This window comes from Streptomyces sp. CA-251247 (assembly GCF_050952975.1).
In the GTDB taxonomy this organism is placed as follows: domain Bacteria; phylum Actinomycetota; class Actinomycetes; order Streptomycetales; family Streptomycetaceae; genus Streptomyces; species Streptomyces achmelvichensis.
The window spans coordinates 3,729,954-3,743,897 of record NZ_CP191861.1 but is presented as its reverse complement, the minus strand read 5'-3'; the positions used below and the strand labels follow the sequence as shown (position 1 = coordinate 3,743,897).

The 13,944-nt window shown below is 72.9% G+C and carries 12 protein-coding genes; 5 read left to right on the top strand and 7 right to left on the bottom strand.

Going from position 1 to position 13,944, the window contains the following annotated elements; genetic code table 11:
- Positions 1–18: 18 nt before the first annotated feature.
- Positions 19–2,061: a HelD family protein gene (locus ACQPWZ_RS16285; protein WP_433571707.1), complete on the bottom strand. Its 2,043-nt coding sequence runs from the start codon at positions 2,059–2,061 to the stop codon at positions 19–21.
- 317 nt (positions 2,062–2,378) lie between these two features.
- On the opposite strand from ACQPWZ_RS16285, the gene ACQPWZ_RS16280 reads away from it, so the two are divergent.
- Positions 2,379–2,570, top strand: coding sequence for a hypothetical protein (locus ACQPWZ_RS16280; protein WP_313945636.1), 192 nt, complete (start codon positions 2,379–2,381; stop codon positions 2,568–2,570).
- A 126-nt stretch (positions 2,571–2,696) separates the two neighbouring features.
- On the top strand, positions 2,697–3,743 hold the full coding sequence (locus tag ACQPWZ_RS16275; RefSeq protein WP_433573829.1) for a glycosyltransferase 87 family protein: 1,047 nt from the start codon (positions 2,697–2,699) through the stop codon (positions 3,741–3,743).
- Here the strand turns inward: ACQPWZ_RS16275 and ACQPWZ_RS16270 are convergent.
- Positions 3,701–5,338 carry a DNA repair helicase XPB gene (locus ACQPWZ_RS16270; RefSeq protein WP_340473794.1) on the bottom strand — a complete coding sequence of 546 codons (1,638 nt, stop codon included), beginning with the start codon at positions 5,336–5,338 and terminating at the stop codon, positions 3,701–3,703. The two genes, ACQPWZ_RS16275 and ACQPWZ_RS16270, sit on opposite strands and share 43 nt — an antisense overlap.
- A gap of 134 nt (positions 5,339–5,472) precedes the next feature.
- Between ACQPWZ_RS16270 and ACQPWZ_RS16265 the strand changes: the two genes are divergently transcribed.
- Positions 5,473–6,129, top strand: a complete 657-nt coding sequence (locus tag ACQPWZ_RS16265) for a VanZ family protein (protein WP_433571706.1) — start codon at positions 5,473–5,475, stop codon at positions 6,127–6,129.
- Here ACQPWZ_RS16265 and ACQPWZ_RS16260 read toward each other — a convergent pair.
- The gene (locus tag ACQPWZ_RS16260) at positions 6,092–8,638 is read right to left on the bottom strand and encodes a helicase C-terminal domain-containing protein (protein ID WP_405575902.1); all 2,547 of its coding nucleotides are present in this window, start codon (positions 8,636–8,638) and stop codon (positions 6,092–6,094) included. The two genes, ACQPWZ_RS16265 and ACQPWZ_RS16260, sit on opposite strands and share 38 nt — an antisense overlap.
- A 104-nt stretch (positions 8,639–8,742) precedes the next feature.
- On the opposite strand from ACQPWZ_RS16260, the gene ACQPWZ_RS16255 reads away from it, so the two are divergent.
- Positions 8,743–9,792, top strand: coding sequence for a hypothetical protein (locus ACQPWZ_RS16255; RefSeq protein WP_433571705.1), 1,050 nt, complete (start codon positions 8,743–8,745; stop codon positions 9,790–9,792).
- 22 nt (positions 9,793–9,814) lie between these two features.
- Here ACQPWZ_RS16255 and ACQPWZ_RS16250 read toward each other — a convergent pair whose 3' ends face one another.
- The 3 genes from ACQPWZ_RS16250 to ACQPWZ_RS16240 all read right to left on the bottom strand — a co-directional run bounded on the left by ACQPWZ_RS16250 (position 9,815) and on the right by ACQPWZ_RS16240 (position 12,844).
- The gene (locus ACQPWZ_RS16250) at positions 9,815–10,669 is read right to left on the bottom strand and encodes an ABC transporter ATP-binding protein (RefSeq protein ID WP_433571704.1); all 855 of its coding nucleotides are present in this window, start codon (positions 10,667–10,669) and stop codon (positions 9,815–9,817) included.
- On the bottom strand, positions 10,666–11,721 hold the full coding sequence (locus ACQPWZ_RS16245) for a FecCD family ABC transporter permease (RefSeq protein WP_433571703.1): 1,056 nt from the start codon (positions 11,719–11,721) through the stop codon (positions 10,666–10,668). The genes ACQPWZ_RS16250 and ACQPWZ_RS16245 overlap by 4 nt, the downstream gene beginning before the upstream one ends.
- A 112-nt stretch (positions 11,722–11,833) precedes the next feature.
- A complete protein-coding gene (locus ACQPWZ_RS16240; protein WP_433571702.1) occupies positions 11,834–12,844 on the bottom strand; it encodes a FecCD family ABC transporter permease in 1,011 nt (336 codons plus the stop codon).
- A gap of 87 nt (positions 12,845–12,931) precedes the next feature.
- Here ACQPWZ_RS16240 and ACQPWZ_RS16235 point away from each other — a divergent pair, with 87 nt between their 5' ends.
- A complete protein-coding gene (locus tag ACQPWZ_RS16235; RefSeq protein ID WP_433571701.1) occupies positions 12,932–13,603 on the top strand; it encodes an HAD family hydrolase in 672 nt (223 codons plus the stop codon).
- Here the strand turns inward: ACQPWZ_RS16235 and ACQPWZ_RS16230 are convergent.
- The gene (locus ACQPWZ_RS16230) at positions 13,579–13,851 is read right to left on the bottom strand and encodes a hypothetical protein (RefSeq protein ID WP_340473787.1); all 273 of its coding nucleotides are present in this window, start codon (positions 13,849–13,851) and stop codon (positions 13,579–13,581) included. The two genes, ACQPWZ_RS16235 and ACQPWZ_RS16230, sit on opposite strands and share 25 nt — an antisense overlap.
- Positions 13,852–13,944 lie beyond the last annotated feature (93 nt).

The window sequence follows — 13,944 nt, the reverse complement described above, 5'->3', positions numbered from 1 at the left end:
GGGCGCGGGCCGTCCCTGTCACGCGAGTTGGGCCGGCAGCGGCGACCTGTGCAGCACCGTGAGTCCCGAGACCGCGCGGGTCAGGGCCACGTACAGCCGGCGCAGGCCCGTGCGTTCGTCGGGTTCGGCGGCCACCACCGACGACGGGTCGTCCAGGACGACGTAGTCGTACTCCAGACCCTTCGCCAGGGACGCCGGGACCAGCGTGAGACGGGATGTCAAGGTCGTCTCCGACCCCGGGGTGAGCCACGTCAGGCCCGCCGCCGCGAGTGCTTCGCTCAGCGCCGGGATGCGGCCGTCCGCCGCGATCAGGCCGATCGAGCCCTCGTGGCGCAGCGATTCCTCGCACGCCGCCACCACCGCCGCGTCCAGGTCCGGCACCTCACGGATCGTCAGCGAACCGGGCGACTCCCGTACGGAACTCACCTCCCGCAGCCCGGGCGACATGTGCGGGAGCAGCCGAGAGGCGTACGCGATGACCTCGCGCGGCACACGGAAGCCCGCCGTCAGTTCCTCCACCACCGCGTCCGGCTTGCCCAGGTGGAACAGCGCTTCCTGCCAACTCTCCGTCGCCCAGGGGGTGGTGCCCTGTGCCAGGTCGCCCAGCACGGTGGCGGAGCCCGTCGTGCAGCGTCGGCCCACCGCGCGGTACTGCATCGGGGAGAGGTCCTGCGCCTCGTCGAGGACCACATGACCCAGCGAGTGCGTGCGCGCCACCAGGTCCGTCGCCTCGTCGATCAGCACCGCGTCCGCCGCCGACCACTGCGCCGTCCGCAGGCTCCGCGGCGGCTTCTGCCACAGGACCCTCTTCTGGTCCTCGGGTGTCAGCACACCCTCCGCGTGCGCGGCCAGGAAGTCCGCGTCGGACAGCAGCCGCAGCACCAGTTTCGCCGGGTCCACCGGCGGCCACATCGCCTTGACGGCCGCCTTCACCGCGGGGTTGCGTGCCACCGCGTCCTGCACACGGTCGTCCGGCGCCTCGCCCGCCTGTTCCATCCGGACCAGCACCGTGTGCGCGATGCGCTGCGGCAGCGCCTCCCGCGCGGCGCCGTAGCGGATGTCGCGGTCCAGCAACTCGCGGACGATCTCCTCGAGTTCGTAGGCAGGCACCCGCCACCGCCGGGAGCCGCGGACGACCATCAGCGGTTCCGTAGGGAGGCTGACATGGGAGCGGACGGCCCGGCGCAGCACCTGAGCCATCCTCGCGTCGCCCTTGACGACGGCGGTCGCCGCCTCGTCGGTCCCGCGCACCTCCACATGCGCCACGAGGTCGTCGACGGTCGCCTGCTTCACCTCCAACTCGCCGAGCGCCGGCAGCACTTGCTCGATGTAGTGGAGGAAGGACCGGTTCGGCCCGACGACCAGCGTGCCCGTCCTCGCCAGCCGCTCCCGGTGCGCGTACAGCAGATAGGCCACCCGGTGCAGACCGACGGCCGTCTTGCCGGTGCCGGGGCCGCCCTGCACACAGACGGTGCCGCCGAGGCCGGACCGTACGATCTCGTCCTGCTCCGGCTGGATCGTCGCGACGATGTCCCGCATCGGGCCCACACGCGGCCGTTCGATCTCCGCCTGGAGCAGCCTGCTGGTCCGTTCCGCCTCGGCCGGATCGCTCAGATGCTCGTCCTCGTACGCCGTGAGGTCGCCGGCCGTGTAGCCGAAGCGCCGCCGCAGTGCGACATCCAGCGGGTCCTTCTTCGACGCCCGGTAGAACGGCTGCGACACGGGTGCCCGCCAGTCGACGACCATCGGATCGCCGTCCACGTCGTGCACATGGCGGCGGCCGATGTAGAAGCGCTGCCCCTCCTGCGTGGTGTGGAGGTAGTCGACGCGGCCGAAGAAGAGCGGGGTGTGGGAGAGGTCGGCGAGCGCCTTGATGCGCTCGTCGATCTGCGCCTCCAGCACCGCCGCGTTCACCCAGTTCGCGGTGACGTCCTTGATGTCGAGGGCCTGGACGTCCTCCCGCATGACACGCAGGGCGTCGCGCGAGGCCGAAAGGTGGGCACGTTCACGCGACAGGGGGTCGGTGTCGGCAGGGTCGGGTTCAAGGGCGTGCGCGGGCACGGGTCGCCTCCGGCGGCTACGGCAGGGATCTGGGCAGGCAGACCACCCGGTTTCCGACCGGGCGGTGGCGCTCCTCAGCGGGAGGCGGGCAAGACGGAGGAGTCTAATCAGCGCGGTGGGCGCGGGCGACCGAATTTCGCGCGAGGGTGACGCGGGGCGGCCCGAAGTCGCGCGAGGGTGACGCCCGGCCGTGCGAGTACTACGCGCAGGCGTCCTCCCCGTAGGGGACGGCCTCTGTCTGGAGTCGTACGCACGGGTCCGCAGGGTTCAGTCCATGGATCGATGTTCTGCGCGCGCGGGAATCCCATCATGGAGGTATGAGTACAGCGACCTTCACCCCAGCAGCCCATGTCCCTCCACCCCATCACGGAGCCACCGCGACCGGAGCCCCGCACTCCCCGCACCGCGTCGGCAACGCCCTGCGTGCCGTCAAGGTCTTCGCCGAGGCCGTCTTCAGCGTTGCCGTCCTCGGTGAGTACGCGGAGGAAGCGGGCGTCCGCCGCCGTTGATCCACTAGGGTCGCGGCCGTGAAGTACCGGAACGTGACCCCTCGTTTACTCACCGCAGTCACCTCGACCGCTCTCGCCGTCTCCCTCGCCGCGCTCGCCGGACTCTGCATCGCCCAGCGCATCCCGATGGCCGACACGCTCGTGTACCGGGCGGAGGGAGCAGCCGTCGCCAACGGCACCGATCTCTACGGGTTCACCGTCACCCAATGGCGTCTGCCCGCCACGTATCCGCCCTTCGCCGCGATCCTCTTCGTACCGACCACCTGGCTGCCCGTCCCCGCGCTCAAGGTGGTCTTCGCCGTCGGCAATGTCCTGCTGCTCGCCCTGCTGGTGCGGCTCTCCTGCCGCTTCGCGGGCCTGCCCGCCCGGACCCCGCTGGTCCTGGCCGCCGTGGCCGCCGGCCTGTGGCTCGAACCCGTCTTCCAGACCGTCCTGTTCGGACAGATCAATCTCGCCCTCGTCTGCCTGCTGCTCTGGGACCTGTCCCGCGACGAGGCGGCCATCGGAAAAGGGTTCGCCATCGGGGTCGCCGCGGGCATCAAGCTCACGCCGCTGGTGTTCGTCGTCCATCTGCTGATCACGGGCCGGGTCCGGGCGGGACTGACCGCACTCGGCTCGTTCGCCGGCACCGTGGCCCTGGGCGCGCTCGTCCTGCCGCAGGCCAGCGCGGACTTCTGGACCCGGCGCATCTTCGAGACGGACCGGGTCGGCAAGGCGTGGATCATCGACAACCAGTCCCTTCAGGGACTGTTCGCCCGGCTGCTGCACACCGGGGAACCCGGGGCGGTCTGGCTGTTCGCCGCCGCCCTCACCGCCGTCGCCGGGCTGTGGATCGCCGTCCGCGCGGACGGACCGTGGGGTGTCCTGGCCACCGCGACGACCGCCCTGCTCGTCTCCCCGATCAGCTGGTCGCACCACTGGGTGTGGTGCGTCCCGCTGCTGGCCCTGCTGATCGCGGAGAACCGGATGCGCACGGCCGCGGTGGTCGCCGCCGTCTTCATGGCGCGCACCCTGTGGCTGGTGCCGCACCACGGGGACCTCGACCTGCGGCTGCCCTGGTGGCAGCAGGTACTGGCGTCCCCGTACCCGCTGCTGGGGTTCACGGTGCTGGCGCTGGCGCGAGGGTGCCGTCAGCGCAGCAGCTCGTCCGCGTCCATGATCCGGTATGCGTAGCCCTGTTCGGCCAGGAAGCGCTGGCGGTGCGCCGCGAAGTCCTGGTCGATCGTGTCCCGCGCGACCACCGAGTAGAACCGTGCCTCGTGGCCGTCGGCCTTCGGGCGGAGCACCCGGCCGAGGCGCTGGGCCTCCTCCTGGCGGGAGCCGAAGGTGCCCGACACCTGGATGGCGACCGTGGCCTCCGGAAGGTCGATCGAGAAGTTCGCGACCTTGGAGACGACCAGGACGGAGATCTCGCCCTGCCGGAACGCCTCGAAGAGCTTCTCCCGCTGGGCGTTGGACGTCTCGCCCTTGATCACGGGTGCGTCCAGGTGCTCGCCGAGCTCGTCGAGCTGGTCGATGTACTGGCCGATCACCAGCGTCTGCTCACCGCGGTGCTTGGCGACCAGCGCCTCCGTCACCTTCCGCTTGGTCGCGGTGGTGGCGCAGAAGCGGTACTTCTCCTCGGTCTCGGCGGTGGCGTACGCGAGCCGCTCCGCGTCGGTCAGATTGACCCGGACCTCGACACAGTCAGCGGGCGCGATGTAGCCCTGCGCCTCGATCTCCTTCCACGGGGCGTCGAAGCGCTTGGGGCCGATGAGCGAGAACACGTCCGACTCGCGGCCGTCCTCGCGGACGAGCGTCGCGGTCAGACCGAGCCGGCGGCGGGCCTGGAGGTCGGCGGTGAACTTGAAGACCGGTGCGGGCAGCAGATGCACCTCGTCGTAGAGGATCAGGCCCCAGTCGCGGGAGTCGAAGAGCTCCAGGTGGGGGTAGATCCCCTTCCGCCGGGTCGTCAGCACCTGGTAGGTGGCGATGGTGACGGGGCGGATCTCCTTCCGCGTCCCGCTGTACTCGCCGATCTCCTCCTCGGTCAGGCTCGTCCGCTTCACCAGCTCGTGCTTCCACTGGCGGGCGGAGACCGTGTTGGTCACCAGGATCAGCGTGGTCGCCTTGGCCTGCGCCATCGCACCGGCGCCGACGAGGGTCTTGCCGGCGCCGCAGGGCAGCACGACGACACCCGAGCCGCCGTGCCAGAAGCCCTCGACGGCCTGCTTCTGGTACGGGCGCAGCGCCCAGCCGGTCTCGTCGAGGTCGATGCGGTGCGCCTCGCCGTCGACGTAGCCGGCGTGGTCCTCGGCGGGCCAGCCCAGCTTCAGCAGCGTCTGCTTGATCTGACCGCGCTCGGAGGGGTGCACGGCGACCGTGTCCGGGTCGAGCCGCTCGCCGACCAGCGGCTGGACCTTCTTCGAGCGGAGGATCTCCTCCAGGACCGGCCGGTCGCTGCTGGTGAGCACCAGTCCGTGGACGGGGTGCTTGGAGAGGGTCAGCCGGCCGTAGCGGGCCATCGTCTCGGCGACGTCGACGAGCAGCGCGTGCGGGACGGGGTAACGCGAGAACTCGACCAGAGCGTCGACGACCTGTTCGGCGTCGTGTCCCGCGGCCCGCGCGTTCCACAGACCGAGCGGGGTGACCCGGTAGGTGTGGATGTGCTCGGGCGCGCGCTCCAGCTCCGCGAAGGGCGCGATGGCGCGACGGCAGGCGTCCGCCTGCTCGTGGTCCACTTCGAGGAGAAGAGTCTTGTCGCTCTGGACGATGAGGGGTCCGTTCACACCTGCGCCCTTTCGGTAAGCCAAACCTCCAGTGTGCCGTACCGGGCGACAGAAGTGGCGGGCCTGATCCCGGCGGGCGGGGGCACCAGGGACCCATGACCGTACAACGGGAAGGCGCCACGCCCGGAAGCGTCGTGGCAGAAGTCTCATGGGGCAGGACCGCCCTCCGCGTTCTGATCATGGTTCTGGGGTTCGTCGCGCTGGTCGGCTTCTCCGCCGTGCTGGCCAAACTGACGCTCACCCCGTCGCCGGCCTCGTCGGAGATCGCCGGAGCCAATCTGCGGCCCGGGAACTCGCTGCGGCAGTACGCCGAGGACTACACGTTCCTCGCGGCCTGCAAGCAGGTCGGCGGCAATCTGGTGCTCGGCGCCCCGTTCGGGCTGATCCTGCCCGTGCTGGTGCCGCGCAAGATGCGCATGGTGCGGGTCGTGGTGCTGACCGCGCTCGTGATGGTGCTCGTGGAGATGGCGCAGGGCGCGATCGTCGAGGGACGCGCCTTCGACGTCGACGACGTCATCCTCAACACCAGCGGCGCGCTGATCGCGTACCTCCTGGTGGGGCGCAAGATCGGACGCCGATTCCACGCACTCGCGCGGCCGGGACAGCGGGCCCAGGAGCGCGCGGAGCAGGCGGAGGAGCGCCGGCTGGAACGCAGCCGGGAGCGCGAGCGCAAGCGCAAGGCCGCCCGGGCCAAGGCCCGTACCCGGCCGGGTGCCGAGTGGCGGGCCGTGCGGACGCGGGTCGCCGACCGGGTCAGGCGGAGTCGTCGGCGAGTTCCGCGACGCCCGTGATGCGGTGCAGCGGGTAGGTGCGGACCTCGTCGGCCGTGTGGTCGTACGCCGTCACGAACCCGCCCTCGACGCGCACCGGCGCGATCACGCGCTGGCTCGCCGAACCCTCCGCGTTGACATAGCCGATCCAGATCGCCGAGCCCGTCATCGCCGCGGCCTGCACCGTGGCGAGGGTCTCGGCCGAGGAGGACCGCGGCAGGCTGCCGTTCGGTGAGGGCTCGGGGGCGGGCTTGCGTTCGACGGTGGCGGCGAGGTCCCCGGCCCGGATCGCCTTCACGGCGGCGCCGAGCAGCGTGGGGTCGGGCACCGGCGGGCCGTCCGGGACCGGCGCGGGAGGTGTGCGCGGCGGCGTACGGCGGGCGTGCGCCCGGGTGATCAGGACATCGCCCTCGGCCGACTCGGCGGCGGGCGCGTACCCCATGGACCGCAGACCGTCGAGGAGAGCCCCCGGGTCGGCCTGGGCCGCGAGCACGGTCGGCGCGAGGCGTCGCAGACGCAGGCCCTGGGAGCGCTTGTCGGCGAGGATCTCGTCCAGCATGACGTCGTCGTCGCAGCGGACATACGCCGAGGCGGCGCCGATCCGCAGATGGCCGTGGCGGCGGGCCACGTCGTCGATCAGGTACGACAGCGGCTGCGGAACCGGCGTGCGCGAGTGGGTGGCGAGAAACGCGTGCAGGTCGGAGGCGGACCGTCCGGCGTCGAGCGCACGGCGGACCGAGCCCGGCGTGAAGCGGTAGACCGTCGCACCGCCCTTGGACTCCACATCGGCGAGGACGGCCAGCGTCTCCGCGAGCGGCCGCTCCAGCGGGCCCGGGGCGACGGCGGTGAGGTCGGCCTGGAGGAGGACGTGGTCCAGCGGCTCGGGCAGCAGCGGCGCGAGCGCGGCGGCGGCGAGAGCGACCGGATCGGGGCCGGCGCCCGCGGTGCGTGAGGCGTCGGGGCCGGGGGTGCGGGCCGCGTCAGGGCCCGTGCCCGAGGGACCCGAAGGGCCGAGCAGCGCGCGGCCGTGCGCCGACAGGGCGCCACGGCCCGTCACACCCAGCGTCTCCGCCTCCGTCAGCGTCCATGCCGCGACGCGTGAGCGCAGATCCACGGAACCGTCCGCGGCGCTGCGGGCCGCGTTGGCGTCCGCGCCGGTCCCGCCCCGCAGCGGACGCTCCCAGCGCAGCCTGGCGAGCACCGTCTCCGGGTCCGGGGCCGTGCCCGCCGGCAGCACGGCCAGCAGATCGAGGACCCGGCGGCGCACCTCCGCGGCCGCCGAACGGTCCAGATCGGGACCGAGCGCCGAGAGCGAGCGGCCCTTGGCGTCCTGGCCGCCGATCAGACCGGACGTACGCGTCGCGGTGAGCCAGGCCGATGCCAGCAGCGCCCAGCGCTCGGCCGGGGGCAGGGTGAGCCACTCGTCGTACGCGGGCGTCGGGGCGTACCGCTCGTTTGCCTCGCCGTCCGCCGCCAACAGGCCGGCCGCATAGGCGAGTTCGATCCAGAAGGCGGCCATCTGCTCGCCGGTGTCCAGCGCGGCGGCGGCCCGCTTGAGATCGCGTACGGACAGACCGCCGGAACGCATGACGGCAGGTCCGCCCTCGTGCCAGTCCTGGAGCAGGTCCTCGACCGTCGACAGCGCGGTGAAGGCCTGGCCGGCCGCGGTGCTGTCCACAACCTGTGGACGGCCCTGCGTGAGGGACGCGCTCGCGGCGGGCCCCACCGCCGGCGGCACGGGCTCCGGCACCCGGTGCGCCCGGCCGCCCCGCAGATGCAGGGCCACTTCACGGGGCAGCACCACGGTGCGCGGCGAGGCGGGCAGCAGCATGCCGTGGTCGCGCAGCCACTGCACGGGCGGCGCCGGATTCGCCGTCACCTCGCCGTACGGAGGCCCCCACACCAGCCGGTCCAGGACCGTCAGCGCCTCCGACGGCGCGGTGTCCAGCAGCGCGCCCATCCGTCTGCGGTCGGTGAACAACGAGGTCAGCGAGGCGACCGCGGACACCGGATCGTGCGTCGTCGACAGCCCGGCGGCCGCCAGGATGTCCTGGAGGCGGCCCGGCGACATCCCCGACGTGGACTCGGCGACGGTCGGGCCGAGCCCGGTCGGCGACGGCCGGGTGGGGGAGGGGGCCAGCAGCTCGCGCACGGTACGCACCAGCCGCAGCCGGTCGTCGCCGCCCCACACCAGCGCCTGCCCGCGCAGCACACCCAGCGCGCGCGGCAGGGCCGCCTCGACGTCCGGGTCGCCCTCGTCACCGGACAGCAGGGCGAGCAGGGTCTTGTACGGGGCCGGGTCGGGGGCCACCGCCAGCGCCTCGGCCGTCTGCAACGCGAACCGGTCCAGACGCTCCAGTGCCCGCACGACCGAGGCGCGGGTGCCGGCACGCGTGGCCAGCTGCGTCACATCGTTGGGTACGGGGTTCAGCAGATCGGGGCGGGCGCGCAGCAGCGCCGCCAGCTCCTCGTCGTCGCGGGTACGCAGGGCCTCGGCCAGCGTGCGCGGACTGCTGCTTCCTTCGGGCATGGTCCCCATCCGCCCCACGGTAGACCCTGGAGCGCTACCGTCGGGGACAGGGCGGGCCCGGGAAGACAGGGCGGCCCGGCAGGGGAACGTCAGGGGAAACGGCCGTGGGGATCGAGAGCGACCAGCTCGTCTACGACTATCTGAGCCGGGTCGGCGACCTGGCGCAGCGGCAACAGCTGCCGTCCGGCACCCGGATGAAGCTGGTGTCGGCACTGCGCGGCGAGATCGACCGGCAGCGCGCGAAAGCCGTGTCCGACAGCCCGGCGGCCGTGCGCCGCATCCTCGGACGGCTCGGCACACCGGACGAAGTGGTCGCCTCGGCCTCGGACGGTGACGGCCCGGCACAGCCGCCGGCCATCCGGCACACGCCCTCGCGCGCGGCCCCGCCGGAACTCCTTCCCACCGCCGATCTGCCGGCCCAGCGCGTACGCCGCCGGGTACCCCGGCCACGCACCGGAACGGCCCGCGAACGGCCCGGGAATCCGCAGCCGTCGGTGGGCGCGTCGCCGCCCCATCTCGCCGGCATGGACGAGCTGGGGCCGTCCGACGGGGTCGACTGGTGGCGGGTCGAGCCCAAGCCGTTCGGCGCGGGCGAGAGCGTGGCCGGCTTCACCGGCGGGGTGGAGATCCCCGAGATACTCAAACCCCCGCCCACCGAGGAGGAGTTGGCGGCGAAGGCCGCCAGGGCCGCCGAGGAGGAGGCCGAGGCGGCGGAGTACGAGAGCGAGGAGGCGGCCGGCGAGGCGACGGAGACGGTCGTCGCGCGCCGCCGCCGGCTGCCCCGGCTGTGGCGCCGCGCGGAGGAGGCCGTGCCCCGGGCGGGCTTGGGCAACCCGTTCCTGCTGCTCGCGGCCGCGTTGCTGGTCGCGGGCGCACTCCTCGGCAACTGGCTCGCGCTGGGCCTCGGCTGGCTTCTCGCGTACGGCTCGCGCCGGCTCACGCCCGCGGAGGTGAAGACGGCGGTCTTCGGCCTGCCGGGAGCCGCCGTGACCGGCGGACTGGTCTGGCTCTGGGGCCGGTTCGAGGGCCGCTGGGGCGAGCCGATCCCGGAGAACGGCATGCGCGACGCGCTGGCCGGGACCTGGCCCTGGGTGCTGAAGGGCGCGGCGCTCGCCTCCGCGCTCTATCTGGTGTGGCGGGCGCGGAGGCGGTGAGCCGTGCGGGGTTCGGCGGTGGTCAGGACGTGAGGCCGGTCCGGAGCGGATCGGTGCTCCCGGACTGCACCGGGACGCGGTCCCCGGTCCCGGCCGGCCACGGACTGCCCGGTACCACCAGGGGCGAACCCGTCACCGGGTCCGGGACCACCACCGACTCCAGGCCGAAGACCTCGCGTACGAGCGCGGCCGTGACGACCTGCGAGGGGTGCCCCTCCGCGACGATCCGGCCCTCCTTCATCGCGACCAGGTGATCGGCGTACCGGGCCGCCTGGTTGAGGTCGTGGAGCACGGCGACGACCGTGCGTCCGCGCTCGTGGTTGAGCCGGCGCATCAGGTCGAGTACCTCCACCTGGTGCGCGATGTCGAGGAACGTCGTCGGCTCGTCGAGCAGCAGCAGGTCCGTCTCCTGGGCCAGCGCCATCGCGATCCACACCCGTTGGCGCTGCCCGCCGGAGAGCTCGTCCACGAAACGCTCCGCCAGAGCGGTCACATCGGTGCGCGCCATCGCGTCCGTGACCGCCCGCTCGTCCTCCTGTGACCACTGCTTCCACCAGGCCTGGTGGGGCTGACGGCCGCGCGAGACGAGATCGGCGACGGTGATGGCCTCGGGGGCGACGGGAGACTGCGGCAGCAGTCCGATCGACTGGGCGATCCGCTTCGTCGGGATCCTCGCGAGCTCGTCGCCGTCGAGCAGGACGGCCCCGCCCTTCGGCCTGAGCAGTCGGCCGAGCGCGCGCAGGGTCGTGGACTTGCCACAGGCGTTCGGGCCGACGATCACCGTCACCTGCCCGTCGGGGACGGCCAGGTCGAGATCGTGCACAACCGTGCGGTCCTCGTAGGCGAGCGTCAGCCCGCGAGCGGTGAGCCTGCTCACGACGTTCCTCCAGCGGTACGGCTCCGGACGATGAGCCAGATCAGGTACGGGGCGCCGACGGCGGCCGTCAGCACGCCCACCGGCAGTTCGGTGGGCGCGAGAAGTTTCCGGGCGAGGAGATCGGCGAGTACGACGATCACCGCGCCCATCAGGGCGGAAGAGAGCAGCGGGATCTGCGCGGTCCGCGTCATCCGGCGGGCGATCTGCGGCGCGAGCAACGCCACGAAATCGACCGGTCCGGCGGCGCCGGTCGCCACGGACGCGAGCACCACACCGAGCAGGACGAGCCCGAGGCGTACGCGTCCCAGCCGGACGCCGAGCGCGGTCGCGGTGTCGTCGTCGAGGGAGACGGTCCGCTGAGCGCGGGCCGCCCACAGGATCGCGGGGACCAGCGCGAGAAGCAGCCAGCCGAGGGGCGCCGCCTCCTCCCAGCCCCGGCCGTTGAGCGAACCGGTCATCCAGATCTGGGCCTGCTGGGCGACGAGCACGTCGCCCTTCGTCAGGAAGAGCGTGGTGACCGAGCGCAGCGCGATCGCGAAGCCGATGCCGATGAGGACGAAGCGGGTGGCGTGCAGGCCGCCCCGCCAGGCGAAGGCGTAGACGAGTGCGGCGGCCGCGACACCGCCGGCGACCGAGAGGTAGGGCAGGACGGTGTAGGAGGTGAGCCCGAAGGTCATCGCCCCGACCGTGAGCGCGCTCGCGCCCTGGCTGATCCCGATGATGTCGGGGCTGGCGAGGGGGTTGCGGGCGACGGTCTGGATGAGCGCGCCCGCGATGCCGAAGGCGGCGCCGACGAGCAGCCCCACGGTCATCCGGGGCAGTCGCAGGGTGCCGACGACCAGCTCGTCCGCGGAGGGCCGGCCGAGGAGCACCCGGACGACCTCACCGGGCGCGACGAGCCTCTCTCCCACGCTGAGGTAGGCGACGCAGACGACGGCGAGCGCCACGGCGAGAGCGGCGGCGGTGACGGCGGCGCGCCGGTGCAGGAGGTACGAGCCGCGCCCGGCTCGCACCACGGCGTACCCCGGGGGGCGGACGGTGGTACCGCTCATGTCGTGGCCCCTGCGCGGTGGGTGGTGCGGGAACAGGTCTCGCGGGTACGGGTGTCGCGGTGACGGGTGCGGTGGCCGAACCGGTCGGCGCCGCCCCGGTGGAGGGTCGCGCTCATGCCGGGACCGCCTTGCGGCGGACCAGGGCGACCAGGAACGGAACACCGATCAGCGCCGTCATCACACCCGCCGGGATCTCCCCGGGCGGGAACACGATCCGGCCGATCACGTCCGACACCAGCAGCATCACCGGGCCGATCAGCGCCGCCATCGGCAGCAGCCGGCGGTGGTCGCCGCCCACGATCGCGCGGGCGATGTGCGGCACCGCGAGGCCGACGAACGCGATCGGGCCGGCCGCCGCGACCGCCACGCCGGTGAGCACCGTCGCGCCCACCCCGCCGACGATCCGCACGGTCGCCACGTTCTGGCCGAGCCCCTTCGCCACGTCCTCGCCGAGCGCCAGCGCGTCCAGGCCCCGCGCCACCGAGACGACCATGACCGTGCCCACCAGCAGGAACGGCCAGACCTGGCCGACGACTTCCGCGTCCCGTCCGGCGACGGACCCCACCTGCCAGAAGCGGAACTCCTCCAGCGTCGCCGCCTTCGTCGTGAGGACCGCCATCGTCACCGACACCAGCAGCGCGTTGATGGCCGCGCCCCCGAGCGCCAGCTTCACGGGGGTCGTGCCGCCCCTGCCGCTCGCGGCGATCGCGTACACCGCGATGGATGCGAGTGCCGCGCCGGCGAAGGCGAACCAGACGTACCCGGTCAGCGTGTGGATCCCGGCGAAGGCGATGGCGAGGACCACGCCCACCGAGGCGCCCTGGCTGATGCCGAGGATGCCGGGGTCGGCGATCGGATTGCGGGTGATGCCCTGGAGGACCGTGCCGGCCAGGGCGAGCGCCGCGCCGACCATCAGAGCGATGAGGGTGCGCGGGACGCGCAGTTGGCGGACGACCTCGGCGTCGTCGCTGTGCCCGCCGTGCAGCAGGGCGTCGAGTACGGCCGTCGGCGCGATCGCCCGCGCGCCCACCGCGAGGCTGAGCAGGATCGCGAACAGCAGGGCCGCGACGGCGGCGGCCGTCCAGCCGATGCGGCGGACCGCGAGCGCGCGTCTGGCTGACATGGGGACCAATCGAACGGGACAAAGGGTTGGTAAGGCTTGCCTGAGTCTACGGAAGGGTCCCCGCGGCCCGATGGGCACAATGGTCTTATGGCATCGCACCCCTCACCCGGCCCGTCGTCCGCGTCCCCGGCCCGCCCCGACGGCCCTCTCACCGTCGGGTTCGACCTCGACATGACACTGATCGACTCCCGCCCGGGCATCCACGCCGCCTACCGTGCGCTCTCGGCGGAGACGGGGGTGTGGATCGACGCGGACCTCGCCGTCACCCGGCTCGGCCCGCCGCTGGAGCAGGAGTTGGCGCACTGGTTCCCCGACCGGCAGATCCAGGCCATGGGCGACCGGTACCGCGAGCTCTACCCCACGTACGCGATCGGGCCGACCCTCGCGATGCCCGGAGCCCGTGAGGCGGTGACCGCGGTCCAGGACCTCGGCGGCCGCGCGATCGTCGTCACCGCCAAGCACGAGCCGAACGCCAAGCTCCACCTCGCGCACCTGGGCATCGAGCCGGACGCGGTGATCGGCTGGCTGTGGGCGGAGGCCAAGGGGGAGGCGCTGCGCGAGCACGGCGCGAGCGTGTACGTCGGCGACCACACCGGGGACGTGCGCGGCGCACGCACCGCGCGGGCGCTGTCGGTCGTGGTGCCGACGGGCCCGTGCAGCGCCGATGAACTGCGGGAAGCCGGCGCGGACGTGGTGCTCGACGACCTGATGGCCTTCCCGGCCTGGCTCCGCGACTACGCGGCGGGACGAGCCGCCTGAGGTGCCTGCGCCGCCTGTGCCGACCTGGCCGCGCGGCGCTGCACCGCGATGGAGCGCAGCACACCGGCCGCGGCGATCAGGAAGCCGACGCCCATCAGCATGCAGACCGCGTACGCGAGGGACGGGAAGGGCTCGGTGCCGAGGAACAACGGTGCCACCGTGACCAGTGTGGCGACCGCGCCGACGATGAACACGATGGCGCCGGCACGGACCAGCCCGTCACCGGGGGCGGGAGGAGTAGCAGTCATCCGGCCAGGGTAGTTCCCTGCGCGTAGGAACCGATCGGCGACGTCTTGTCACCGGCCCCTGGACCATTAGCCTTGGGGGTGGCGGGTCAGGCG

Excerpts from the sequence above, each read along its gene's own strand:
- ACQPWZ_RS16280 (WP_313945636.1), top strand. The coding sequence starts at position 2,379 with ATGAGTACAGCGACCTTCACCCCAGCAGCCCATGTCCCTCCACCCCAT.
- ACQPWZ_RS16275 (WP_433573829.1), top strand. The coding sequence starts at position 2,697 with ATGGCCGACACGCTCGTGTACCGGGCGGAGGGAGCAGCCGTCGCCAAC.
- ACQPWZ_RS16260 (WP_405575902.1), bottom strand. The coding sequence starts at position 8,638 with ATGCCCGAAGGAAGCAGCAGTCCGCGCACGCTGGCCGAGGCCCTGCGT.
- ACQPWZ_RS16245 (WP_433571703.1), bottom strand. The coding sequence starts at position 11,721 with ATGAGCGGTACCACCGTCCGCCCCCCGGGGTACGCCGTGGTGCGAGCC.
- ACQPWZ_RS16240 (WP_433571702.1), bottom strand. The coding sequence starts at position 12,844 with ATGTCAGCCAGACGCGCGCTCGCGGTCCGCCGCATCGGCTGGACGGCC.
- ACQPWZ_RS16235 (WP_433571701.1), top strand. The coding sequence starts at position 12,932 with ATGGCATCGCACCCCTCACCCGGCCCGTCGTCCGCGTCCCCGGCCCGC.
- ACQPWZ_RS16230 (WP_340473787.1), bottom strand. The coding sequence starts at position 13,851 with ATGACTGCTACTCCTCCCGCCCCCGGTGACGGGCTGGTCCGTGCCGGC.